Source organism: Actinacidiphila sp. bgisy160, from assembly GCF_965342435.1.
Taxonomy (GTDB): Bacteria; Actinomycetota; Actinomycetes; order Streptomycetales; family Streptomycetaceae; genus Actinacidiphila.
Genome location: NZ_CBDRCM010000064.1, coordinates 18,388 through 40,810, shown reverse-complemented (window position 1 = coordinate 40,810; position 22,423 = coordinate 18,388). Strand labels below are relative to the sequence as shown.

At 72.1% G+C, this 22,423-nt stretch carries 19 protein-coding genes; 6 read left to right on the top strand and 13 right to left on the bottom strand.

Translation table 11 applies throughout. The annotated features are described in order from the left end of the window. Positions 1-32: 32 nt before the first annotated feature. The gene (locus ACRWNP_RS32395; protein WP_431967742.1) at positions 33-1,376 is read right to left on the bottom strand and encodes a UDP-glucose dehydrogenase family protein; all 1,344 of its coding nucleotides are present in this window, start codon (positions 1,374-1,376) and stop codon (positions 33-35) included. A 176-nt stretch (positions 1,377-1,552) separates the two neighbouring features. Here ACRWNP_RS32395 and ACRWNP_RS32390 point away from each other — a divergent pair, with 176 nt between their 5' ends. After that, positions 1,553-2,623 carry an LCP family protein gene (locus ACRWNP_RS32390; protein WP_431967740.1) on the top strand — a complete coding sequence of 357 codons (1,071 nt, stop codon included), beginning with the start codon at positions 1,553-1,555 and terminating at the stop codon, positions 2,621-2,623. An 87-nt stretch (positions 2,624-2,710) separates the two neighbouring features. On the opposite strand, the gene ACRWNP_RS32385 is transcribed toward ACRWNP_RS32390, so the two are convergent. Both ACRWNP_RS32385 and ACRWNP_RS32380 read right to left on the bottom strand, forming a co-directional pair. Next, positions 2,711-3,940: an LCP family protein gene (locus tag ACRWNP_RS32385; RefSeq protein WP_431967738.1), complete on the bottom strand. Its 1,230-nt coding sequence runs from the start codon at positions 3,938-3,940 to the stop codon at positions 2,711-2,713. A 118-nt stretch (positions 3,941-4,058) separates the two neighbouring features. Beyond that, positions 4,059-4,322 carry a DUF1876 domain-containing protein gene (locus tag ACRWNP_RS32380; protein ID WP_431967736.1) on the bottom strand — a complete coding sequence of 88 codons (264 nt, stop codon included), beginning with the start codon at positions 4,320-4,322 and terminating at the stop codon, positions 4,059-4,061. Positions 4,323-4,440: 118 nt separating this feature from the next. On the opposite strand from ACRWNP_RS32380, the gene ACRWNP_RS32375 reads away from it, so the two are divergent. Further along, on the top strand, positions 4,441-4,983 hold the full coding sequence (locus tag ACRWNP_RS32375; RefSeq protein WP_431967734.1) for an acyl-CoA thioesterase: 543 nt from the start codon (positions 4,441-4,443) through the stop codon (positions 4,981-4,983). A 21-nt stretch (positions 4,984-5,004) separates the two neighbouring features. Here ACRWNP_RS32375 and ACRWNP_RS32370 read toward each other — a convergent pair whose 3' ends face one another. Next, positions 5,005-6,372: an LCP family protein gene (locus ACRWNP_RS32370; RefSeq protein ID WP_431967750.1), complete on the bottom strand. Its 1,368-nt coding sequence runs from the start codon at positions 6,370-6,372 to the stop codon at positions 5,005-5,007. Positions 6,373-6,554: 182 nt separating this feature from the next. Here ACRWNP_RS32370 and ACRWNP_RS32365 point away from each other — a divergent pair, with 182 nt between their 5' ends. Continuing rightward, on the top strand, positions 6,555-7,589 hold the full coding sequence (locus tag ACRWNP_RS32365) for a glycosyltransferase family 2 protein (protein ID WP_431967732.1): 1,035 nt from the start codon (positions 6,555-6,557) through the stop codon (positions 7,587-7,589). A gap of 16 nt (positions 7,590-7,605) precedes the next feature. Here the strand turns inward: ACRWNP_RS32365 and ACRWNP_RS32360 are convergent, their stop codons facing one another. From ACRWNP_RS32360 to ACRWNP_RS32340, 5 genes are all read right to left on the bottom strand, one after another. After that, entirely contained in the window at positions 7,606-9,489 is a 1,884-nt protein-coding gene (locus tag ACRWNP_RS32360) for an LCP family protein (protein WP_431967730.1), read from the bottom strand. A 204-nt stretch (positions 9,490-9,693) separates the two neighbouring features. Next, positions 9,694-11,355, bottom strand: a complete 1,662-nt coding sequence (locus ACRWNP_RS32355) for an LCP family protein (protein ID WP_431967728.1) — start codon at positions 11,353-11,355, stop codon at positions 9,694-9,696. A gap of 54 nt (positions 11,356-11,409) precedes the next feature. Then, on the bottom strand, positions 11,410-13,215 hold the full coding sequence (locus ACRWNP_RS32350) for an LCP family protein (protein ID WP_431967726.1): 1,806 nt from the start codon (positions 13,213-13,215) through the stop codon (positions 11,410-11,412). 120 nt (positions 13,216-13,335) lie between these two features. Continuing rightward, positions 13,336-14,550: an LCP family protein gene (locus ACRWNP_RS32345; RefSeq protein WP_431967724.1), complete on the bottom strand. Its 1,215-nt coding sequence runs from the start codon at positions 14,548-14,550 to the stop codon at positions 13,336-13,338. Between the two features lie 132 nt (positions 14,551-14,682). Then, on the bottom strand, positions 14,683-15,435 hold the full coding sequence (locus ACRWNP_RS32340) for a TIGR03089 family protein (RefSeq protein ID WP_431967722.1): 753 nt from the start codon (positions 15,433-15,435) through the stop codon (positions 14,683-14,685). A 115-nt stretch (positions 15,436-15,550) separates the two neighbouring features. Between ACRWNP_RS32340 and ACRWNP_RS32335 the strand changes: the two genes are divergently transcribed. The 3 genes from ACRWNP_RS32335 (at position 15,551) to ACRWNP_RS32325 (ending at position 19,245) form a co-directional block, all read left to right on the top strand. Next, the gene (locus ACRWNP_RS32335; RefSeq protein ID WP_431967720.1) at positions 15,551-17,026 is read left to right on the top strand and encodes a peptidoglycan recognition protein family protein; all 1,476 of its coding nucleotides are present in this window, start codon (positions 15,551-15,553) and stop codon (positions 17,024-17,026) included. A gap of 64 nt (positions 17,027-17,090) precedes the next feature. Continuing rightward, positions 17,091-18,173, top strand: coding sequence for a sugar phosphate nucleotidyltransferase (locus tag ACRWNP_RS32330; RefSeq protein ID WP_431967718.1), 1,083 nt, complete (start codon positions 17,091-17,093; stop codon positions 18,171-18,173). A 118-nt stretch (positions 18,174-18,291) separates the two neighbouring features. Continuing rightward, positions 18,292-19,245, top strand: coding sequence for a DNA-3-methyladenine glycosylase family protein (locus tag ACRWNP_RS32325; protein WP_431967748.1), 954 nt, complete (start codon positions 18,292-18,294; stop codon positions 19,243-19,245). A gap of 45 nt (positions 19,246-19,290) precedes the next feature. Here the strand turns inward: ACRWNP_RS32325 and ACRWNP_RS32320 are convergent, their stop codons facing one another. From ACRWNP_RS32320 to cofD, 4 genes are all read right to left on the bottom strand, one after another. Next, a complete protein-coding gene (locus ACRWNP_RS32320) occupies positions 19,291-19,650 on the bottom strand; it encodes a hypothetical protein (RefSeq protein WP_431967716.1) in 360 nt (119 codons plus the stop codon). Between the two features lie 217 nt (positions 19,651-19,867). Continuing rightward, entirely contained in the window at positions 19,868-20,065 is a 198-nt protein-coding gene (locus tag ACRWNP_RS32315) for a hypothetical protein (protein WP_431967714.1), read from the bottom strand. 81 nt (positions 20,066-20,146) lie between these two features. Next, positions 20,147-21,415, bottom strand: coding sequence for a coenzyme F420-0:L-glutamate ligase (locus tag ACRWNP_RS32310; protein WP_431967746.1), 1,269 nt, complete (start codon positions 21,413-21,415; stop codon positions 20,147-20,149). Positions 21,416-21,447: 32 nt separating this feature from the next. Then, the gene (cofD, locus tag ACRWNP_RS32305; RefSeq protein WP_431967712.1) at positions 21,448-22,419 is read right to left on the bottom strand and encodes a 2-phospho-L-lactate transferase; all 972 of its coding nucleotides are present in this window, start codon (positions 22,417-22,419) and stop codon (positions 21,448-21,450) included. Positions 22,420-22,423: the final 4 nt, after the last annotated feature.

Genomic DNA, 22,423 nt, shown 5'->3' with positions numbered 1-22,423 from the left:
GCACCCCGGCACCCCGGCGGGCCAGGCGTGGGCTAGGCGGTCGGGCGGCCCATGGCGCGGAACGTCCAGCCCGCCTCACGCCACCCCGCCGGCTCCAGCGCGTTCCGCCCGTCGATGATGTGCCGCTGCCCGGCCACCGCCCCCAGCGCCACCGGGTCGAGCTCGCGGAACTCCCGCCACTCCGTCAGGTGCAGCACCACGTCGGCCCCGCGAACCGCCTCCAGCGCGCTCACGGCGTACCCGAGCGTCGGGAAGATCCGCCGGGCGTTGTCCATCGCCTTGGGGTCGTACACGGTGACCTGGCCGCCCTGGAGGTGGATCTGCCCGGCGACGTTGAGCGCGGGGGAGTCCCGCACGTCGTCGGAGTCCGGCTTGAAGGCCGCTCCGAGCACCGCGATCCGCTTGCCGAGGAAGCCGCTGCCGCCGCAGGCCTCGCGGGCGAGCTCGACCATGTGGGCGCGGCGGCGCATGTTGATGGAGTCGACCTCCCGCAGGAACGTCAGCGCCTGGTCCGCGCCGAGCTCGCCGGCCCGGGCCATGAAGGCACGGATGTCCTTGGGCAGGCAGCCGCCGCCGAAGCCGATGCCGGCGCGCAGGAACTTCTTGCCGATCCGCTCGTCGTGACCGATGGCCTCGGCGAGCTTCACCACGTCCCCGCCGGCCGCCTCACTGACCTCGGCCATGGCGTTGATGAAGGAGATCTTGGTGGCGAGGAAGGCGTTGGCCGCCGTCTTGACCAGTTCCGCGGTCGGGAAGTCCGCGACGACGAAGGGCGTGCCCTCGCCGACAGGGGTCGCGTAGACCTCGCGCAGCAGCTTCTCGGCGTGCTCGGAGGCGACGCCGACCACGATCCGGTCCGGGTGCAGGGTGTCCTCGACCGCGAAGCCCTCGCGCAGGAACTCGGGGTTCCATGCCAGCTCCGCCCGGTCGCCGGCGGGGGCGAGCTCGGCCAGGCGGGCCGCCAGCCGGGCGGCGCTGCCGACCGGCACGGTCGACTTGCCGACGACCAGCGTGGGCCGCTCCAGGTGCGGGGCGAGCGACTCGAAGGCGCTGTCGACGTGGCTCATGTCGCAGGCGTACTCGCCGTGCTTCTGCGGCGTGTTGACGCAGACGAAGTGGACGTCGCCGAAGGCGGCCACCTCCTCCCAGGAGGTGGTGAAGCGCAGCCGCCCGCTGGAGCCCGGCAGGCCCGCGACATGGCGGCTCAGCAGCTCCTCCAGGCCCGGCTCGTACATGGGCACGCGGCCCGCCGAGAGGGTCTCGATCTTGGCGGGGTCGATGTCCAGGCCCAGCACCTCGAAGCCCAGCTCGGCCATCGCCGCGGCGTGCGTGGCGCCGAGATAGCCGGTGCCGATCACGGTGAGCTTGAGCGCCATGCGGAGGGTCCCTCCCAGGTCGTGGCCGAATGCGATGTTGAGCATAGCCCTGGGCGGCGAACGTGTTTTCCCGGCGCGGGCACGGAAGCAAGCCCCAGGAATGGCCATGGCACGGTCCCACGGGCCACAATGCCCCCTACGCACGCGTGGGGAGCGGGTGCACACGGTGGGGGTGAATGGTGACGACGTCGGATCCGGTCGGCCACGAGAAGACGGCGGTCGCGGAAACAGAGCGGGAAACGGCACCGGGAAAGGCCACGGAGCCGGCCCGCGGCAGGCGCAGCCGCACCAGGCGGGTGCTGCTGGGCGCACTGGCCCTGCTGGCCGTGGGCGTGCTGGGCGTGGCCGGGACGTTGTGGTGGGCGGTGGACCACTACACCGGCAAGGTGGACCGCATCCCCGACGTGTTCCCGACGAACGTGCCGGAGAGTGAGCAGCCGCAGGCCGCCAAGGGCGGCGAAACGTTCCTCCTGGTCGGCGTGGACGCCCGCTCCGACCTGCCGACCACCGGCCGGGACGCCGAGGCCCCGGAGTGGAAGCGCGGCGCCCAGCGCAGCGACACGATGATGCTGGTGCACCTGCCGGCCGACCACAAGCACGCCTATGTGGTCTCGCTGCCCCGCGACAGCTGGGTCTCGATCCCGGGGAACGGCAAGGCCAAGTTGAACGCCGCCTTCTCCTGGGGCGGCCCGCCGCTGCTGATCGACACCGTGCAGCGGCTCACCGACGTGAAGGTCGACCATCTCGCCGTCATCGACTGGAGCGGCTTCAGGACCCTCACGGACGACATCGGCGGCGTGGACCTGGCCGGGAAGCACATGAACGGCGAGGAGGCCCTGAAGTACGTCCGTGAGCGCTACAACCTGCCGCGCGGCGACCTGGACCGCACCCACCGCCAGCAGGCCTTCCTGCGCGCGGTGATCGCCAAGACGCTGACCAGGGACTCCATGAGCAACCCGATCAAGGCGAAGGAGCTGCTGGACCGCGTCACCAGCGTGGTCAGCGTCGACGACCGGCTCTCCGACGGGGACCTGCGCGACCTGATGTGGAGCATGCGCGGGGTGCGCGCGGGCGACATGGTCTTCATGAACGCCCCGGTGGGCGGTCTCGACATGATCAAGGGCCAGTCGGTGGTGCTGCTCGACGAGAACGGCAGCGATCAGCTGTGGGAGGCCATGCGCAACGACACCATGGCCGACTACGTGGCGAACCACTCCCTCGACCGCCTGGGCTCCTCCACCCCGTAAAGGCCCGCGGGCACCGGCGGGAGGACCGGAGGGGCCGGCCGGGGCGCGGTGCGCGCGCCCGGCCGGCCCCTCGGCCGTCGCAGGAGATCAGGAATCCGGCGTGACCGTGACCTTGTCGTCGTTCTTCAGCTCCGAGACGAGCTGCTTGACCTTCGGCATGTCCCACTTGAGCGCGCTGCCGACGTTGGTGCTGATGGAGCCCGCGGTCGGCATGTTCATCGAGACGCCGTCACCGCCGGAGACGCTCTTCATCGCCCAGAACATCGACGCCAGGTCCCACAGGCTCATGTCCTTGTCGACGATCAGCGTGTCCAGGCCGGCGCCCATCGTCGGATAGAGCTTGAAGGGGTTCAGGACCGTGCTCGGCGTGGCCGTCTGGCTCGCGAGAGCGGCGAGGAACTTCTGCTGGTTCTTGGTGCGGCCCAGGTCTCCCTCGGCCTCCTGGTAGCGCTGCCGGACGAAGGCCAGGGCCTCGTCGCCGCCCAGGGTCTGCTTGCCCTTCTTGATGTGCAGGCCCGAGTTCTTGTCGTCGATGTCGCGGGGGATGTCCAGCTCGACACCCCCGACCGCGTCGACCAGGCTCGCGAAGCCGGCGAAGCCGATCTCCGCGTAGTGGTCGATGCGCAGGCCCGTGTTGTACTCGATCGTGCGCACCAGCAGCGTCGGCCCGTCTATGGAGTAGGACGCGTTGAGCTTGTTCTGGCCGCGCGAGGCGAAGGTCTTGCCGGACTCGGAGCCCTTGAACTCGGGGATCGTGACGTAGGAGTCGCGGGGGAGCGAGATCAGCGAGTTCCCGTTGTCCCCGATGTGCAGGATCATCATCGAGTCGGTGCGCTTGCCGTCGGCCGAGCCGGTGTGCAGCTGCTTCTTCTGCTCGCTGGACAGGCCCTCACGGCTGTCGGAGCCGACGATGAGGTAGTTGGTCCCCTCGCCGGCCTCAGGGCGGTCTATGACCGTGCCGAGGTCCACCTCGCGGCGCACCTTGCCGTCGGCCCAGAAGTACGTGCCGGCCGACCAGGCGGCGACCACGACGACCAGGCCGATCAGGACGCCCTTGACCCGCCGCTTGCGGCTGCCGGGCGGGGAGGTGCGACCGCCGGTCGACGGGGGGCCGTACGAGCCGCCGCCGTAGCCGTCGTGGCCGCCGCCGGGCCCTCCGTGACCGGGACCGCCGCTTCCGTACGCCTGCTGGCGCGGCACGCTGCCGGGAGCCGCCGCCGCACGGCGCGGGGACAGCTCGGGCGGCAGCGGCGGCTCGGAGACCTGCTGCTGCCGCTGGTTCCTGTTGTCGGACCAACCGTCGGGCCATGCGTTCATGTACGGCAGTGTGCCCTGCCGCCCTGCCCCGCGGTGCCTCCGTGGCGCTTCTGAAGCAGAGCTGATGCAAAGGTCACAGGACCGCTGCCATGCCGTGACCCATTGTGCCCACGCGCTCTCAGCCGGTGAGATGCGTTGGGGTGTTGGTGTGCGTCTCGATCATTCCGGCGGCCTGTTCCAGCAGTTCGTGCGCCAGGTTGGAGCAGGCCCGGGAGGCCGCCACGTCCTCCCCGATGCGCATGTCCGGCTCGTCGTGCGGATTGCGCCGCGAATAACCATGACCCACCACGCCCGGGGCGCCGTCCCCGGTGAGCGAGGCGGTGCAGGCCGTGCGGTTGCCGTCCTCCTCCAGGGACAGCTTGATCGTCCACGTCTTCTCCATGGCGGATCACCTCTTGGGCATCGGGACGTCGGTCCCCCTTCCAGCATCCGCCCGGCCCACCCGGGGGGCAAGGTGTGCCCGGCGGGGAGCACGGCACGGCGGTGCTTAGGGTGGAGCCATGTTCGAGGAGCCACCCCCGCACCCTGTCCCGTCCAAGCCCACGTCCGCCTCGCGGATCACGCTGGCGCACATCATGACCCACCACGACACGAACCTGCTGGGCACCGTGCACGGCGGCGTGGTCATGAAGCTCGTCGACGACGCGGCGGGGGCCGTCGCCGGACGGCACTCCGAGGGTCCCGCGGTGACCGGCGCCATGGACGAGATGGCCTTCCTGGAACCGGTGCGGGTCGGCGACCTGCTCAAGGTGCAGGCCCAGGTCAACTGGACCGGGCGCAGCTCCATGGAGGTCGGCGTGCGCGTGCTCGCCGAGCGCTGGAACGAGTCCGGTCCGGCGACCCAGGTGGCCAGCGCCTACCTGGTCTTCGTGGCCGTGGACGCCGAGGGCATGCCACGCGCGGTGCCCCGGATCGAGCCCGAGACCGAACGGGACCGGCGCCGTCTGCAGGAGGCCCAGATCCGCCGCACGCACCGGCTGGCCCGCCGCCGGGCGATCATGGAGCTGCGCGAGAAGCGCGCCGCCGAGGGCTTCGACGACTGACGGCGCCGGCCGGCCCGGCCCTCAGCCGCACAGGATGCGGTCCCCACGCATCGGCGGGAGCTCCACCGGCGGGGGCGCGGGCGGGTCCGGCTCGCCGGCCCGCACCGGGGTCACGCCGTCGTAGTCCGCCCCCACGGTGATCCGCAGCGTCGGCCCCAGCCCGGACACCGGGCGCAGCTCCGCGTACGGCAGGGCCGTCCCCAGGGCCTTGGCGGAGCGGTCCCAGCCCGGGTCGTAGTGGATGACCGTGTACTCCGCGTCGTGCCGGACGGTGTTGCCGGGTGTACCGGTGGTGCGGAAGCCCAGGCGGCGCAGTTCCTTGTCCACCCGCGCCCCCAGCCCGTTGACCGTCGTCCCGTTGTTGACCTGGACGCGGATCGACTTGGGCGGCACGTCGACCTGTTCCGGCTCGGGCGCCGAGGGGCTGGGCGTGACCGGGGGCCCGCCGTCGGGGCCGGTGAGCGGGCGGTCCTCGCGGAGCGCGTCGAAGAGCCGCTTCGCGCCCTTGACGTCCCAGCGCAGGGTCGTCCCCACCCCCTGCACCCGGAACGGCGTGGCGTCCACCGGCACCGTGGCGAACTCCGTCGAGCGGGCCCCGAAGCCGCCCCGCAGTCCGGTGGCGAGCGCGATCAGGTCGTCCGGCTTGGTCTGCCGGTCCGCGCGCACCGAGCCCAGCGCCGCCCGGGCCACCTGGTCGAGCTTGACGGGGTTCTGCAGCAGCCCGATGTCGGTGACCCGGCGGACCAGGGCGGACAGGAACAGCTGCTGGTTCTGCATCCGCGGGAGGTCAGGGCCGCCGGGCTGGTGGCCGGAGCGCACGTAGCGCAGCGCCGTGGCGCCGTCCGCGCGGACCGTGCCGGCGGGCAGCTCGAGACCGGTCACGGCGTCCCGCAGCGGGCGGGCGAAGCAGAGGTCGACGCCGCCGATCTTGTCGACGGTCTTCATGAAGGAGCCGAAATCGAACTCGGCGTAGTGGTCGACCTTGAGCCCGGTCATCTTCTCCACCGTGCTGACGGCGAGCGCGGGGCCGCCCACCCCCCAGGCCCACTTCAGCTTGCCGGGGCGGGGCAGCTCCGCGTACGAGTCCCGCGGCAGGGCGACGACGCTGACCCGCCGGCCGTCCCTCGACAGGTGCGCCAGCATCATCGTGTCGGTGCAGTCGCACGGTTCCCCGCCCAGGCGCAGCCCGGTGCGCTGTGCCGCGGTGAGCCCGCGGCGCACGTCCGTGCCGACCAGCAGGAAGTTGGTGCCCTTGGTGGAGGTGGGCCGGTTCTTCATCCCGGCGAAGGCGTCCACCCGCTCCAGGCGGTCGTCCATGTGCCCCAGGACGGCGTGCCCGATCCCGCTGGTGGTCAGGATGCCCAGCGAGACGGCGCCGAGGACGCGCATCCCACGGCGCATCCCACGGCGCATCTGCGGCCGCTTCCGGACCCGGCGGGCGGCTGCGACGGGTTGCTGACGGCGACGAGCGACGGTCATGGAGTCACGCTAAGGAGTCATACCGTCGTACGGGATGAGCCCCGCCCGGCCGCACGCGCTCGTATCATCCGTTCGCGGTAACGTGTGCGGCTGTGAACGCTGCGACCCCCCACGTGCTGCCCGCCGTCTCCGTGATCATGCCGGTGCTCGACGAGGAGCGGCACCTGCGCAACTCCGTCCGCCACATCCTCGAGCAGGACTACGCGGGCGAGCTCGAGGTCGTCATCGCCCTCGGCCCCTCCACGGACCGCACGGACGAGATCGCGGCGGAGCTGGTGCGCGAGGACCCCCGGGTCCACACGGTGCCCAATCCCACCGGCCGTACCCCCGCCGCCCTGAACGCCGCCATCAAGGCCTCCCGGCACCCGGTCGTGGTGCGGGTCGACGGCCACGGCATGCTCTCGCCCGACTACATCAAGACCGCGGTGCGGCTGCTGGAGGAGACCGGCGCCGCCAACGTCGGCGGCATCATGCACGCCGAGGGCGAGAACGACTGGGAGCGCGCCGTCGCCGCCGCCATGACCTCGAAGATCGGCGTCGGCAACGCGGCCTTCCACACCGGCGGCGCCGCCGCCCCCGCCGACACCGTCTACCTCGGGGTCTTCCGCCGTGAGGTGCTGGAGCAGCAGGGCGGCTACAACGAGGAGTTCATCCGCGCCCAGGACTGGGAGCTGAACTACCGCATCCGCGAGGCCGGCGGCCTGATCTGGTTCTCGCCCGAGCTGCGCGTCTCCTACCGCCCGCGGCCCAGCGTGCGGGCGCTGGCCAAGCAGTACAAGGACTACGGGCGCTGGCGCCGCGTCGTCACCCGGTACCACCAGGGCTCGGTCAACCTGCGCTACCTGGCCGCCCCGGCCGCCGTCGTGGCCATCGCGGCGGGTGCGGTGGTGGGCGCCGCGGTCACCCCGCTCGGTTTCGTCGTCCCCGGCGGCTACCTCGCGGCCATCGCACTGGGCTCGCTCCCGGCCGGCAAGGGCCTGTCCGCCGGCGCGCGGCTGCGGATCCCGGTGGCGCTCGCCACGATGCACATGTCGTGGGGCTTCGGGTTCCTGACCAGCCCGCGCTCGCTCGCCCGGCGGGTGATCGCCAGCCGCCGCCCGGCGGTGCGGGCGGCGGCGGACGCGTGACGCGCGGGATGGACCTCTACCAGCGGTTGTAGCGGTTCACCTTCATGCAGGCCGAGTCGTCAGAGGCGTTCAGCGCGCTCGCGCTGTCCAGTACCTCCTTGGTGTCGGTCGCCGCCGGGTAGGTCGTCCCGGTCGTCCAGTCGGCTCCGATCACCAGCGTGATGCCCTCGGCGGAGGAGGACTTCTTCACCACGCCGGCGGGCAGCTTCAGCGCCTTCGCGACGGCCAGGGCGTTCGCCTTGTCGTCGTCGCCCGGGTAGGTGATCGTGCTGCCGGACTGCGACTGCGGCGTGGAGTCGGACTCGGCCTGGGTGAAGCCCAGCGCCTTCAGCTTCTGCGTGACCGTGCTCGCCCGGCGGGGGACCGCGGGCGTCGAGGCGCTGCCGGTGCCGTTCTGGACCGTCACCGCGATCTCGCCCTCGGGCGAGGCCTTCGCGGTGGTGGTGGTGGACTTGTCGGCCTTCTCCTTCTTGGAGGCCTTGCCGTCCACGGCCTGGTCGTTGCGGAGCAGCGTGAACAGCTTGGACGCCGCCGAGGTCGGCACGACGTGCGCGACCGGGTTCTGCGGGTCGGCGCCCCAGGGCATCGTCGTCATGGTGATGCGGTCGGTGGGTACGCGCTTGAGGTCGTTGCCCAGGTCGTAGAGCTTCTTGACCGTACCGAGGCCGGTGTCGACGGTCAGCGCCTTGGTGGCGGCCTCCGCCAGACCGGTCAGCGCGCCGGGGTCGGTGAGCTTCGTGCCCGACTTCAGCTGGCGCACCATCGCGTTCATGTACATGTGCTGGGCGTGCGTACGGCCGATGTCGCTGCCGTCCTCGAAGCCGTGCCGGGTGCGCAGCCACTGCAGGGCCTGCTTGCCCTTGATGACGTGGTCGCCCTTGGTGAGCTTCAGCCCGGACTTGCTGTCGTAGACGTTGTCCTTGACGCATACCGGGACGCCACCGACCGCGTCGGCCATGGAGACCACGCCGGCGAAGTCGATCATCATGAAGTGGTCGATGGATATGTCGGTCAGCTTCTCCCAGGTGGCCACGGTGCAGCCGGGACCGCCGTGCTGGAGGCTCGTGTTGATCGTGTCCGTCGTGGACTCGGGGTAGACGTGTCCGTCGTCCGGGTCGGTGCACTTGGGGATGGTGACCCGGGTGTCGCGCGGGATGCTGACCACGGTCATGTTGCTGCGGTCCGCGGAGACGTGCAGCAGCATCTGGACGTCGGCGAGCGGCTTGCGGTCCGCGTCGCCCTTGGCGCCGCCGAGCTTCTGGTTCTCCTTGGAGGCCCGGCTGTCGGAGCCGAGGAGGAGGATGTTCAGCGGGGTCTGGCCCGCCGCGTTCGCCTTGCTCTTGGTGGCCTTGCTGTCGCCGAGGTTCAGCGCGTCCTTCTTGATGTTCGCGTTGAGGTGCTGGTAGTACGCGTAGGCGGCGCCGGCCGTGCCGAGTATCGCCACCGACGTGACGATCGCCACCCAGCGCAGGGCGCGTCTCTTGCCCTTCTTGCGACGGCGGTTGCCGCGGCGGCCGCTGCCGTCGTGGGCGTCGTCGCCACCGTCGCCCCGCGTCGCGGTCAGGGTGCCGCTCGACCCCGCGTCGTCCTTGTGGTCGCCGTAATCGCCGTAGTCCGCCCTGTGGCCGTCGTCGCCGTGGCCGCCGGTGTCGTAGCCCGTGGCGTCGTGGCCCGCCGGCTGGTAGGGCGCGTACGGCTCCTGCGGCCGGTAGCCGCCCCACTGCGGGTCCTGGGGCGGGTAGCCGCCGCGCTGCGGCTGCCGGGGGACCGTCGGGTGGGGTGCGGGTTGCTGCGGGACGTACGGCTGTCCGTGACCGTTCCCGTACGGAGAGTCGTCCCATCCGGGCTCGTGGGGATCGTAGGGGGCGTTCCGCCCTCCGGGGATGCTGCCGTGGCGCATGTGGGCCCTCCCATGACGCGCTGGTCACTACGGTCACCGGTTGCGCTGCAGCGCGCGGATCGTGGGTGATCTCAGCTGTGCGACTGTCAAGGTCCTGTGGAACCGGAACAGCCCTGCTCGCGGATGGTTGGAGGTCACGATACATAAACCGCGACAGAGCCAAGGCATTCGATCCCTATCGCCTGTGCAAAGCGATCGTGCGCATTACCCCAAACCGGGATCCCAGCGATATGGCCTGTACACGTCCATGCAGGCTGAATCATTCGCTCCGTTCAGGGCCCCGGCGCTCGTGGGCAGCGCTCCGTCGTCGTCGGCGGCACCGTGGAAGACCGTCCCGTCCCGCCAGTCCGCGCCCACGACGAGTGTGACGGAGGCGACATGTGAGGATTCCTTCACAACACTGCCGGGGAGCTTGAACACCTTCGCCACGGCGAGCGCGTCCGAGCGGCCCTGTGCGCCCTCGGCGGCCGGGTAGTCGATCACGGTGGCCGTCGACGGCTGCGGCGCGGCGACCGCCGCCGCCTGCCCGAAGCCGGCCTGCTTCAGCACTCCGGCCAGGGCGTTCGCCCTGCCGTTCACGGGAGTGCCGGTGACGTCGCCCGCGGTGCCGTTGACGACCGCGACCGGGATGTCCGCCGCGGGCCGGGCCGCAGGCCCCGTCTGCGCGGGCTTCTTCGCCTTCTTCTTCCCCTTGTCGTCGAAGGGGACGTCGTGGACGAGCCGTGACCACACCTTGGGGGCGGCCACCGGGTCCGGCATGTAGTGCTGGTCGTTCTCGGTGTCGGTGACCGGCGGCATGGTCAGCGTCGTGATCCGGTTCGACGGGACGCTCTTGAGCTGCATGCCGAGGTCGAAGAGCTTCTTCGGGGTGCCGATCTCCTCCGACACCTGCAGCGCCTTGGTGGCGGCCTCGGCGAGGTCGCGCAGCCGCCCGCCGTCGGTGAAGACGTTCTGCGAGCGCAGTTCGCGCACCATCGAGTTCATGTACATGTGCTGCGCCTTGGCGCGCCCGAGGTCGCTCTCGAAGGCGTGCCGGGTGCGCAGCCACTGCAGCGCCGTCTTCCCGGTTATCCTCTGGCTGCCGGCCTCCAGCTTCAGCCCGGAGCCGCCCGGCTGCTGCGGGGTCGGGTGGTCCCACACGGGCTGCTTCACGCAGACCTCGACGCCGCCGACCGCGTCGGCCATCTTCACCACACCCGCGAAGTCGATCACCATCCAGTGGTCGATGTAGACCTTGGTGAGGTTCTGCACGGTGGCGAGCGTGCAGCCGGGACCGCCGCGCGCCAGGCTCTCGTTGATGATCGCGTGCGTGGTGGCGGCGAACGTCTTGCCCGTCTCCGGATCGGTGCACTGCGGGATCGGCACCCGGGTGTCGCGCGGGATGCTCACCACGGACATGTTGCTGCGGTCGGCGGAGACGTGCAGCAGCATGATCACGTCTGCCCGGGGTGCCTCGCCTTTGGTGTACTTGGCGCCGCCGAGCTTGAGGTTCTCCGCGGAGTTACGGCCGTCGGCGCCCAGCAGCAGGATGTTCAGCGCGTTCGTCGGCGCCTTCGCCACGTCGCTGTCACCGCTGTTCCGCTTTCCCTTGCGGATGTTGTGGCTGAGGTGCTCGTAGTACGCGTAGGCGGCCCCCGCCGTCCCGAGTGTCAGCAGCGCGAGGGTGACCGCGATCCATCGGACGACCCGGCGTCTGCGCCGCCGATGTGGCGGCGTTCGTCCGTCCGGCTGCCCGTCGCCGCCGTGCCCCGGGTCCGTGTGCGGGCCCCGCGGCGCGTCCTTGCCCCGCTGCGCCGCCCCGTTCCGCGGGTGGTCGTCGTAGAGGCTGTCGTCCCAGCCGAGATCGCGCACACGACTGTCCGTCATAATCCGGTCCCCACCCCTGATACCCCTGTCGGCCTCGGTGCCCTTGGCGGGCGGCTACTTGGCGCACACGCTCTTGTCGTCCGCCTCGACCTTCTGGATGCCCTCGGGCGCCTTCGTCGGTGCGGCGATCGGCGTACCCGCCTGCGTGAAGTCCTTGCCGAGGGTGAGCGTCATGTTGGCGCGCGGCGCGGCGTCCTCGGTGCCCTGCTTGAGCGCGGAGGCCGGCAGCCCCATCATCTGGGCCAGCCGCCGTGCCTGGTCGGCCTGGTTGGGCGCGTACTCCAGCGTCGTCTTCCTCACCTCGGCAGGCGCGTTGCCGCCGTTGGTGGAGCGGCTGACACCCTCGTCGTTCTGCAGCCAGTTGACGGTGTCCTGGGCGGCTCCGAAGATCCCGCTGCCGTTCAGCACCTCGACCCGGACGTCGATCGGGTCGGCCTTGGGGCCCTTGAGCTTGGCCGCCTCCGACGCCTTCTGCTTCTTCTTCACCTCGGTGAGCGAGATGTCGTTCTTCACCATCGTGAACAGCTGCGGCGCCTTGGTCTCGTCCAGCACCACCGTGGTGTGCACCTTCTCGGCGGGGTTGTCTATCACCGGCACCGTCGCGAAGGTGATGTTCTTGGTGTTGACCCGGCTCAGGTCCTTGGCGAGCTCGCTCAGTTTGGTCACGCTGCCGATGCCGGTGTCGACGGTGAGCGCCTTCGTCGCCGTGTTCGCCAGCTTGAGCAGCTTGGTCGGACTGGTCAGCGTGTCGCCCGACTTCATCTTGCGCACCATCGAGCTGAGGAACTGCTGCTGCAGTTCGATGCGGCTCAGGTCGCCGCCAAAGCCGACGCTGTGCCGGGTGCGGACGAAGGCCAGCGCCTGCTCACCCGCGACGGTGTGCCGTCCCTTGGCCAGCTTGAGGTGCGAGCCCGGGTCGTCGATGTCCTTGGCCAGGCACACCTCGACGCCGCCGACCGCCGTCGACAGGTCCTTCACCGCGTCGAAGTTGGCCATCATGAAGTGGTCCGGGGTGACACCGGTCAGCGCCTTGACGGTGCGCATCGTGCAGCCCGGGTCCCGGCCGTACTGGCCCAGACTGGTGTTGAAGCGGACGCCGCGCTCACCCGGGATGATCTTCGTGGAGCCGTCGCGCTGCTTCGTCGGGCAGTCCGGGATGTCGGTGATGATGTCGCGGGGGATGCTCAGCGCCGTCGCGTTGGAGCGGTCCTTGGAGACGTGGAAGAGGATTGTGGTGTCGGCGTGGCCGACGTTGGCCGCGTCGCCGTACTTGCCCTTCAGGCCCTGCCGGCTGTCGGTGCCGATGACGAGGATGTTGACCGGCCCGGTGGACGTGGCGTTCTTGGAGCCGATGCCCGGGTCGATCGCGTTGATGTTGCCGTTGAGCTGCTGGTACAGCGCGTAGACGCCCACGCACGCCGCGATGACGATGACACCGAGCGTGCCGGCGGTCCAGATCAGGGCCCGCTTCTTGGCCGACTTCCGGGGCCTGGGGCGGCGCCGGCTGGTGCGCGCGGCCGCCCGGCCGCCGCCCTCGCTCCTGGTGCCGCCGGCGGCCCGGCTGCCGCCCGCCGCCCGGCCGTTGCCCACCGCCCTGCCCGCGCCCGCGGCCCGGCCGTCACCGTCGGAGCGGCCGCCCGTCGTGTCGCGGCCCTCGCCCGCGGCGCCGGAACGGCCCTGCCGAGCGCGGCTGCCGCCCTGCGGCAGGACGCGCTGTGCCCGCCGGCCCGCCCCCTGCGCCGGGACGCCGCGCTCAGGCTGCTGCGGGGGATCGAGCCGCAACTGGTAGCTGCCCGTCTCGGGATCGAAAACCCACTGATCCGCCGGGTCGACCTGCTGCCTACGGCCTTGCGTGTCCACGGTCGATCGAGTCCTCCGTCTCGGCCGCTGCAACAGGCCGGATCGCTCACACTAACCCCACAGTTCAGCGTCTACGCCCGCCGGTGACAAATTCCGCTCTCCTACACCTGGACAAACTGTTCAATCCCCGCTGCCGCACACATCGCGGTCTGCGGTGGTGCCGCGGTACGAGGGGGAGGCGCTCGCCGAACCCGACGGCGTAGGAGATGCCGGAGAGGCGGTGGAGGTTCCGCCCTTCGCCGGGTGGACGGTACCGGTGGCGGTGCCCTCGTCCCCGTCGACGGTCACCTGCCCGTCCTCGCGCAGGGTCGTGAACAGTTCGCCCGCGGCGGGCTGCACCAGTTCGTCGCGGTTGGGGTCAGCGGTGTACGGACGTCGTGGCACGGTGAGGAAACGCACCTGGTCCGTGGGCGTCTTGCGCAGGCTCTGCGCCAGTTCGTACAGCTCGGCCAGCGAGTCCAGACCCTCGTCCGCGGTGAGCGAGGAGGTCGCGGCGTCCAGCAGCGGGTAGAGCTTGGCGGGGTTGAGCAACACGCCCGTGGTGTCGACCTTCTGGACCAGGGAGGCCAGGAACTGCTGCTGACGGTCCATGCGCTGGGTGTCGCTGCCGTCGCCGATGCCCTTGCGGGCCCGGACATAGCCGAGGGCCTGCTCGCCGCGCAGCACCTGGCGGCCGGCGTCCAGGTCCAGGTGCGCGTCCTGGTCGTGCACGGGGTGCGGGACGCAGACCTCGACACCGCCTACCGCGTCGACCATCTTCTTGAAGCCGTTGAAGTCCACCACGAGGTGGTGGTCGACGCGGATGCCGGTCAGCTTCTCCACCGTGCGGATCGTGCAGGCGGCGCCGCCGAACTCGAACGCCCAGTTGAACTGGGCGAACTGGGGGCTGGACATGCTGCCGTCGGAACGCCGGCACGCGGGGATGCCGACCATGAGGTCGCGCGGCAGGCTCATCGCCGTCGCGCTCTTCCGGTCGGCCGCCAGGTGCAGCAGTATCGCGGTGTCCGAGCGCTGGGTGCCGGTGTCCTGGCCGTACTTGCCGTTGCCGTTGCCGCGGTTGTCCGAGCCCAGGAGCAGGATGTTCTCGGCGGTGGTCGCCTCGGGCAGTACCTTGGGCCGCTCGGACTTCACCCGCATCAGCTCGTGGGCGGTGTCCGTGTCCGTGTGGATGTTCCCGTCGAGCTGCTTGTACAGGTACCAGGAGACCCCTGCCCCCGCCAGCAGCACCAGGGAGACGGCGACGGCGAGGACGCGCACCCAGGTGCGGCGGCGCTTCCTCGGTGCGGCGGCGGGAGGGGCGCCCTCGGCTTCCGGTGAATCGGCTGGCGTGGTCACGTCCGGGCCCGTCCTTACAGGTGCTGCTGATGATCAGGTCACCTATAGAGACCGTCCAAACCCGTCGTCGGTTGTGCGGAGTTGTTCAGTTCCGTCCGAGGCGTCGCTGGACGGGGGGGGCCGTGCCCATGGCTACGCCGTGTGGGTCACCCGCTCGCTCTCCCGGCGTTTGTCCAGGTCGGCGGGGGGCAACCGGTCCAGGTTGCGGCAGAGCACCACGGAGGCGTCCGCCGCCAGAGGCGCCAGCAGCCCGGCGGCCAGCCCGTCCCAGTCGTCGTACGACCGCCCCGACAGCAGTCGCGCCCCGGCCGTCAGCCCCAGGGCCGCGGCGGACGCACGGGCCCGCTCGACCACCTGCGCGCCGGTCAGCTCCTCCCCGCCCGGCAGCTCCAGCGCGGCCGTGTTCGCGTCCACCGGCGCGTACGGGGCGAAGCGGTCGCCCTGTGAGGGCACCTCGACCGCGTAGTCGAGGAAACCCTGCGGAGGCTGCGGGAAGCGGCCGCCCAGCGGACGCAGCGCCAGCGCGACCCGTTCGCCGGAGCAGGCGCGGGCCTCCTCCAGGGTGTCCGGGCCGGAGACCACGAGGTCGGCGCCGCCCGGGTCGCCACCGGGCACCACGACCACGCCGGTGGAGAAGCAGGCGAGCACCCATACCGCGGTCTGCCAGTGAGCCGGCAGCAGCAGTGCCGCGCGGTCACCCGGCTGGGCGCCCAGTTCGTCCTGGATGAGGTTGGCGGTCTTGGCCACCCAGTTGCCGAAGGTGGCCACCGACAGTTCGACGCGTTCGCCTGTGGCGTCGTCGTAGAAGGTGACCAGGGGCCGGGCGGGGTCCACCGCGAGCGCGGAACGCAGCAGGTCGGCGGGTGTACGGGCAGTCGATGTCACACGGCCAGGCTACGTCAGGCGGCGGCGGCGCGCGTGCCGCTGATGCACCGGCAGAAAGGGACAGTTCGTCAGATCCCGGCTGCGGGTTCTGTGCCCTTATGTAACTGTTCTTCCCATGCGTGCACTTCTTGCGACCTCGCTCCCCGCGGCGTGCATGGCTGCCCTCGCCCTGCCGCTCGCCTTCCCCTCCGGCGCCACCGCCACCATCCACGCGCCGGCGCGGGCGGCCGCCCCCGAGACGCCCCCCGGTGCCACCCACACCCTGCCGCTGGCCCCGCTCGCCACCTCCGGCCGTGCCATCGGCGCCCCGCTCTCCCAGGGGCTGCCCGCCCGCGCCGTGCGGCCCTTCTCCCTGATCGGCATCACCTGGGACGACGTCGGCACCGACCTGCGGGGCACCGTCCAGGTCCGGACCCGCGCCGTCGGCACCGGCACCTGGTCCGGCTGGCGCACCGTCGAGGCGCACAACGACGACGCTCCCGACGCCGGCTCGTCCGAGGGCTCGGCCTCCGCGGCGCGCGGCGCCACCGCCCCGCTGTGGGTCGGCCGTTCCGACGGGGTCGAGGTGCGGGTCGTCCCCGAGTCACCCACCGGCAGGCGCGGCGTGCGGCCCGGTCTGCCCAAGGGGCTGCGGCTGGAGATGGTCGACCCCGGGGACGAACCGGGTGACGGGCCCGGCGACGGACTCGGTGACGACCCGGGCGGCAGCCTCCTCGACCCCGACGCCGCGCTGGACCCCGACCCCACCGGTGCCGGTTCCGTTCCCGGGGACCCCTTCGCCGCCGTCGGCCCCCCCGACAGCGGAGACCCCTTCGACGGCGTCGGCCCCAGCGAGGGGGGCTACCCGCTCGGCGGCCGCCAGCAGCAGGACGGCACCACGACCGACACCGCCGCGGATCCGAGCGACACCTCGGGCACCCCGGTCGAGTCCCCCTTCGTCCCCGCGCTCAGCCGGTCCCAGACCGAGGCCCTCACCGGGCAGCGCTTCACCGGCGCGCGCCCCCGCATCATCACCCGGTTCGGCTGGGGTGCCGACGAGCGACTGCGCGACGAGGAGTCGGAGTTCACCGACGCCATCAGCGCGATCTTCGTCCACCACACCGCCACCGGCAACGACTACGAGTGCTCCGACTCCCCCTCGGTCATCCGCGGTATCTACCGCTACCACGTCAAGAGCAGCGGCTGGCGCGACATCGGCTACAACTTCCTCGTCGACAAGTGCGGAAACATCTACGAGGGCCGCAGCGGCGGCGTCTCCAAGGCCGTCTTCGGCGCGCACACCCTCGGCTTCAACGAGCACACCATGGGCATCGCCGTGCTCGGCGACTACTCCCAGGACAAGCCCAGCCGCGACGCCCTGTCGGCCGTCGCCCGGCTCGCCGCGTGGAAACTCGGAATTTACGGCCGGAACCCGGAGGGCATGACACATCTGGTGTCCGGAGGGAGCAACAAGTACCCGAAAGGCACACGCGTTCGCATGAATGTCATCTCGGGCCACCGGGACGGATTCAACACACAGTGCCCAGGGACGGAGTTGTACCACGATCTCGGCATCATCCGCCGCACCGCGGCGCGGCTTCAGGGCCGCTGATCGCACCCTGCATAGGATTGGCCGCTCATTCGTTCGGCCCGCCAGGAAGCGGAGACAAACACAGGTGACTGAAGCGATCCTCTTGGTCGGCGGCAAGGGCACCAGACTGCGCCCCCTGACGGTGCACACCCCCAAGCCGATGGTCCCCGCGGCCGGCGTCCCGTTCCTCACCCACCAACTGGCCCGGGCACGCGCGGCGGGCGTCGAGCACATCGTCCTGGCGACTTCCTACCTCGCCGAGGTCTTCGAGCCGCACTTCGGCGACGGGTCCGCCCTCGGGCTGCGCCTGGATTACGTCACCGAGGACGAGCCGCTCGGCACCGGCGGCGCCATCCGCAACGCCGCCGACCGCCTGGACTGCGCCCCCGGCGACCCGGTCCTGGTGTTCAACGGGGACATCCTCACCGGTCTCGACATCGCCGGCCTCGTCGCCACCCACCGCGACTCGGGCGCGGACGTCTCCCTCCACCTGACCCGCGTCGAGGACCCGCGCGCCTTCGGGCTCGTGCCGACCGACGCCGCCGGCCGCGTCACCGCGTTCCTGGAGAAGCCGGAGACGCCCGAGGAGATCGTCACCGACCAGATCAACGCCGGCGCCTACGTCTTCGACCGCTCCGTCATCGACGCCATCCCCACCGGTCGTGCGGTCTCCGTCGAGCGCGAGACCTTCCCCGGCCTGCTGGCCGACGGCGCCCATCTGCAGGGCATGGTCGACTCCACCTACTGGCTCGACCTCGGCACCCCGCACGCCTTCGTCCGCGGCTCCGCCGACCTCGTACTCGGCCACGCGCCCTCCCCGGCCGTCCCCGGCCGCTGCGGCGAACGCCTCGTCCTGGAGGGCGCCCGGGTCGCCGACGACGCCAAGCTCACCGGCGGCACCGCCGTCTCCGCGGGCGCGGTCATCGGCGCGGGGGCGGTCGTCGATGGCAGCACGGTCCTGGCGGGCGCCGTCGTCCGTCCCGGCGCGACCGTCGTGGACTCGCTCATCGGCGCCGACGCGGTCATCGGGGAGCGCACCGTCGTCCACGGCTCGGTCATCGGCGACGGCGCGCACATCGGCGCCGACAACGAACTGCGGCACGGCGTACGCATCTGGTGCGGCGCGGTCATCCCGGACGGCGCGGTCCGCTTCTCCTCCGACCAGTAGCCGCCGCGGGCCCCGGCCGGTGGGCGCGCCCCGCCCACCGGCCCGGAAACCCCGAAAGCCGAAAGCCCGACGGCCCACGCCGTAGGCTCGGGGGGTGCACCCCGAGCAGACCCGACTCCTGCGCGGCGCGGCCGGCCGCGTCCCAGGTCCCCGCACACCCGGCCGCACCCGCCGCTGGACCCCGCGCGGGCCCCTGGACCTCGGCCTCACGCTCGGCCCCCTGCGCCGCGGCCCCGGCGACCCGGCGTTCCGCGTCGGCGCCGACCGCGCCGTCTACCGCGCCTCGCGGACCCCCGAGGGCCCCGGCACCCTGCGCATCGCCCGCCCCTCCGGCGGGGAGGTCGAGGCCGAGGCATGGGGCCCCGGCGCGGACTGGCTGCTGGACCGCCTCCCCGGCCTGCTCGGCGACGCCGACGACCCCGGCGCCTTCACCGCCCGGCACCGCGTCGTCCATGAGGCCCACCGCCGCAACCCCGGCCTGCGGCTGACCCGTACCGGCCTGGTGCTGGAGTCCCTCATCCCGGCGGTCCTCGAGCAGAAGGTCACGTCCGACGAGGCGTACCGCTCCTGGCGGCTGCTGCTGTGGCGTTTCGGCGAGCCCGCCCCCGGCCCCGGTGAGGAACTGCGCATGCGGGTCATGCCCGACGCCCGCGGCTGGGCCATGATCCCCTCCTGGGAGTGGCACCGCGCCAACGTCGACGGCAAGCGCTCCGCCGCCGCGGTCCGGGCCGCCCGCGCCGCCGCCCGCATGGAACAGGCCACCGGCCTCGCCCCCGCCGACGCCCTCGCCCGCCTCCAGGCCGTCCCCGGTATCGGCCCCTGGACCGCCGCAGAGACCCTGCAGCGCAGCAACGGCGACCCCGACGCGATCACGGTCGGCGACCTCCACCTGCCGCACACCGTCGGCTACGCCCTCACCGGCGCCCACCGCTCCGACGACGCCACCATGCTCGAACTCCTCGAGCCCTACGCCGGCCAGCGCCACCGCGCCGCCCGCCTCATCCTGCTCACCGGCCGCCGCCCCCCACGCCGCGCCCCCCGCATGGCGCCGGGCAACATCGTGCCCCTGTGACGGTGGCCGCGAGACGCGCGTGGGTCTCGCGCTGCGTCCGCCGCGTCACACGTGGCACTTCACGTTGACCAGCAGCGTGTCCCCGGCAAGGTCCAGCAGGTAACCGTCGACGCGCTTCTGCTCCGCGGGCAGCTCGGGCTCGTGCGGGCAGGCCGCGGGGCCGTGGCACTCCCCGTGGATCCCCGGTCCGCCGTCCTCGTACCACCAGCCGCCCAGCGTGAGCACGTTGCGCCTGCGCAGCGCGTATGCGACCTGTTGCTCGACGAACGTCTCCCGCTCGGTGCGTCCTACATCCTCGACCGGGTCCAACTCCTGGAGGAACCAGTACCAATAGCGCTGGGTCGGCAACGTCCGCAGGCAGGCGTCGAAGGCCCGCACGAGCGGCTGGGCACGGCGTCGTACCACCCGGACTCGGCTTCCGCGCGGTCGCGGTAGACCTTCCACGGGTCGGCCGGCGGCAGTTCGGCCGCCAGTTCGTGCCATCGCCGCCAGGCCGCCTCCGCCAGGCGGCGTGCCTCCTCGTGCGACGCGGAGAAGTCGAGGAGCTCACGGGGCCCGCCCGCGCACCAGCCGAAGTCGTTGGGAAGCCTTTCGGACTTCCTGTCCCACCGGCGCGACCGGATCAGTCTCGGATCCCGCTCATGGCCGGGCAGGACGTTGAACCCGCCGCCATTCGCCTGGCCACCGGTGAGGTACCAGGCGTCCAGATGCCCAGCTCCCCTTCCCGTGTGCCGTCGATCTCGAACGGTGCCATCGCGTCGGCGATCGCCTCGTCCACCCGGTCGGCTGCCGCCCCCGGCAGACACACGGTGATGCTCATACCGGCCATGGGCACATGAGATCACGGCACACGGGCGGGGGGCCGCCCCATTCCCGCCCCCGAACCGGTCCGCGCCCGCCCTCAGCGCACCTCGATGAAGGCCTCCGCGCTCCGCCCCGGCCGCTCCTTCGGCGGCGCGGCGGGCCGGCCGATGGCGACGGCACCCATCGGGTCCCAGTCCTCCGGCAGGTCCAGGACCTCGCGCACCACGTCGCGGCAGAACATCGTCGACGACACCCATGCCGAGCCCAACTGCTCGCCGGCCAGGGCGACGAGGAAGTTCTCCACGGCCGCGCCCATCGCGACCACGAACATCTCGCGCTCGGCCGCCGAGCGCCGGGCGTCCGGGTAGTCGTGCGCCCCGTCCGCGACCAGACAGGGCACCACCAGGTACGGCGCCCGGCGCAGCACATCTCCGCGCCGCACCCGCTTGGCGATGGACTCCTCGCTGCGCCCGTCGCGGCGCAGGTCCTCGACCCAGGCGTCGCGCATGGCGTCCAGCAGCCGGACCCGCGCCCGCTCCGACTCCAGCAGCACGAAGCGCCACGGCGTCGTGTGGTGCGGCGCCGGCGCGGTGACCGCGAGGTCCACGGCGCGCCGTACGGCCGCCCCGTCGACGGGCTCGTCGGTGAAGTCGCGGATGGTGCGCCGCAGGGAGACGGCCTCGCGGACGGCCTCCGAAGTGCCCAGCCGGAACATGTCGTCGGCGGCGGACCGGACGAGGGCGCGGCCGCCGGCGCCGTCCTCCTCCGCGGGCAGCACCAGGCGGTCCAGACCCCGGACGACGGCGACGGGCGACCCGGTGGACTTGCCCTTGACCAGATCCCCGGCCGCGGCGAGCTCGTCCGCCAAGGCCGTGACCGTGACGGCCAGTTCGTTGCCGTGGGAGTCCGCCGCGCCCCGCAGGTCGTCCAGCACGCGCAGCCCGGCCACGCCGATCGCGACGTCGGTCAGGCCCTCGCGCCAGGGCCGCCCGAAGGTGTCGGTGACGACCACGCCGACGTTGACGCCGAGCGTGTCCCGCAGCCCCGCCCGGATGGCGCGGGCGGAGGCGTCCGGGTCCTCGGGCAGCAGCAGAATCGTGCCGGGCGCCGTGTTGGAGGCGTCCACGCCGGCCGCGGCCATGACGAAGCCGTGCCGGGTCTCCACGATCCGGGTCCGCCCGCGCCGCGCGACGAGCCGCACCGTCTCGGCGTCGATCGCGGCCTCGCGGTCGTCGGCGCGCACGACGCGACCCTCCGCCTTGCTGACGATCTTCGAGGTGACGACGAGGACGTCGCCGTCCGCCAGTTCCGCCGTGCTCGCCGCGACGAGCTTGGCCAGGTCCGTGCCGGGCTCGACCTCGGGCATGCCGGTGACGGCCCACACGCGGTAGGAGGCGGTCACGCCCGCACCTCCCCGGCCAGCTTCAGCGCCTCACGGGCCATCGCCGCCGTCGCGTCCAGGTCCGTCATCATCAGCGGTACGGCCCGGCAGCGGATGCCCGCGGCCTCGACCTCCGCCACCGTTCCCGCGTCGACGGTGTCGACCAGCCAGCCGTCCAGCAGCCCGGAGCCGTAGTGCGCGGCGACCGCCGCCGCCGTGGACTCCACGCCGACCGCCGCCAGCACCTTGTCGGCCATGCCCCGTACCGGGGCGTCGCCGACGATGGGGGAGAGGCCCACCACCGGCACGCCCGCCTCGGCGATGGCCTCGCGGATGCCGGGGACGGCGAGGATCGTGCCGACCGACACCACGGGGTTCGACGGCGGGAAGAGGATGACGTCCGCCTCGCCGATCGCCTCCAGCACGCCGGGCGCGGGCTTGGCACCCTCCGCGCCGACCGGCAGCACCGCGTACGCCGGGACGGAGGCCCGCAGCCGCACCCAGTACTCCTGGAAGTGGACCGCCTTGCGCCCGCCGCCGGGGCCCGCGTCCGGGTCGTCGATGACGACATGGGTCTCGATCCGGTCGTCGGTCATCGGGATCAGCCGCACGCCCGGCTTCCAGCGGGCGCACAGCGCCTCGGTGACCGCGCTGAGCGGATAGCCCGCGCCGATCATCTGGGTGCGCACGATGTGGGTCGCGAAGTCGCGGTCGCCGAGGCCGAACCACTCGGGCCCGACGCCGTAGGCGGTCAGCTCCTCCTTGACCGTGAAGGTCTCGTCGGCGCGGCCCCAGCCCTGCTCCTCGTGGATCCCGCCGCCCAGGGTGTACATGACGGTGTCGAGGTCGGGGCAGACCTTGAGGCCGAACAGGTGGATGTCGTCGCCGGTGTTGCCGATGACGGTGATGTCCGCCTCCGGCGCCGCCGCCTTCAGGCCGCGCAGGAAACGGGCTCCCCCGATGCCGCCGGCCAGTACCACGATTCGCATGCGG

Bases quoted from the DNA above. Each gene is read 5' to 3' on its own strand.
- ACRWNP_RS32395 (WP_431967742.1), bottom strand. From the start codon at position 1,376: ATGGCGCTCAAGCTCACCGTGATCGGCACCGGCTATCTCGGCGCCACG.
- ACRWNP_RS32390 (WP_431967740.1), top strand. From the start codon at position 1,553: ATGGTGACGACGTCGGATCCGGTCGGCCACGAGAAGACGGCGGTCGCG.
- ACRWNP_RS32385 (WP_431967738.1), bottom strand. From the start codon at position 3,940: ATGAACGCATGGCCCGACGGTTGGTCCGACAACAGGAACCAGCGGCAG.
- ACRWNP_RS32380 (WP_431967736.1), bottom strand. From the start codon at position 4,322: ATGGAGAAGACGTGGACGATCAAGCTGTCCCTGGAGGAGGACGGCAAC.
- ACRWNP_RS32375 (WP_431967734.1), top strand. From the start codon at position 4,441: ATGTTCGAGGAGCCACCCCCGCACCCTGTCCCGTCCAAGCCCACGTCC.
- ACRWNP_RS32370 (WP_431967750.1), bottom strand. From the start codon at position 6,372: ATGCGCGTCCTCGGCGCCGTCTCGCTGGGCATCCTGACCACCAGCGGG.
- ACRWNP_RS32360 (WP_431967730.1), bottom strand. From the start codon at position 9,489: ATGCGCCACGGCAGCATCCCCGGAGGGCGGAACGCCCCCTACGATCCC.
- ACRWNP_RS32355 (WP_431967728.1), bottom strand. From the start codon at position 11,355: ATGACGGACAGTCGTGTGCGCGATCTCGGCTGGGACGACAGCCTCTAC.
- ACRWNP_RS32335 (WP_431967720.1), top strand. From the start codon at position 15,551: ATGCGTGCACTTCTTGCGACCTCGCTCCCCGCGGCGTGCATGGCTGCC.
- ACRWNP_RS32315 (WP_431967714.1), bottom strand. From the start codon at position 20,065: ATGAGCATCACCGTGTGTCTGCCGGGGGCGGCAGCCGACCGGGTGGAC.
- ACRWNP_RS32310 (WP_431967746.1), bottom strand. From the start codon at position 21,415: ATGCCCGAGGTCGAGCCCGGCACGGACCTGGCCAAGCTCGTCGCGGCG.
- cofD (WP_431967712.1), bottom strand. From the start codon at position 22,419: ATGCGAATCGTGGTACTGGCCGGCGGCATCGGGGGAGCCCGTTTCCTG.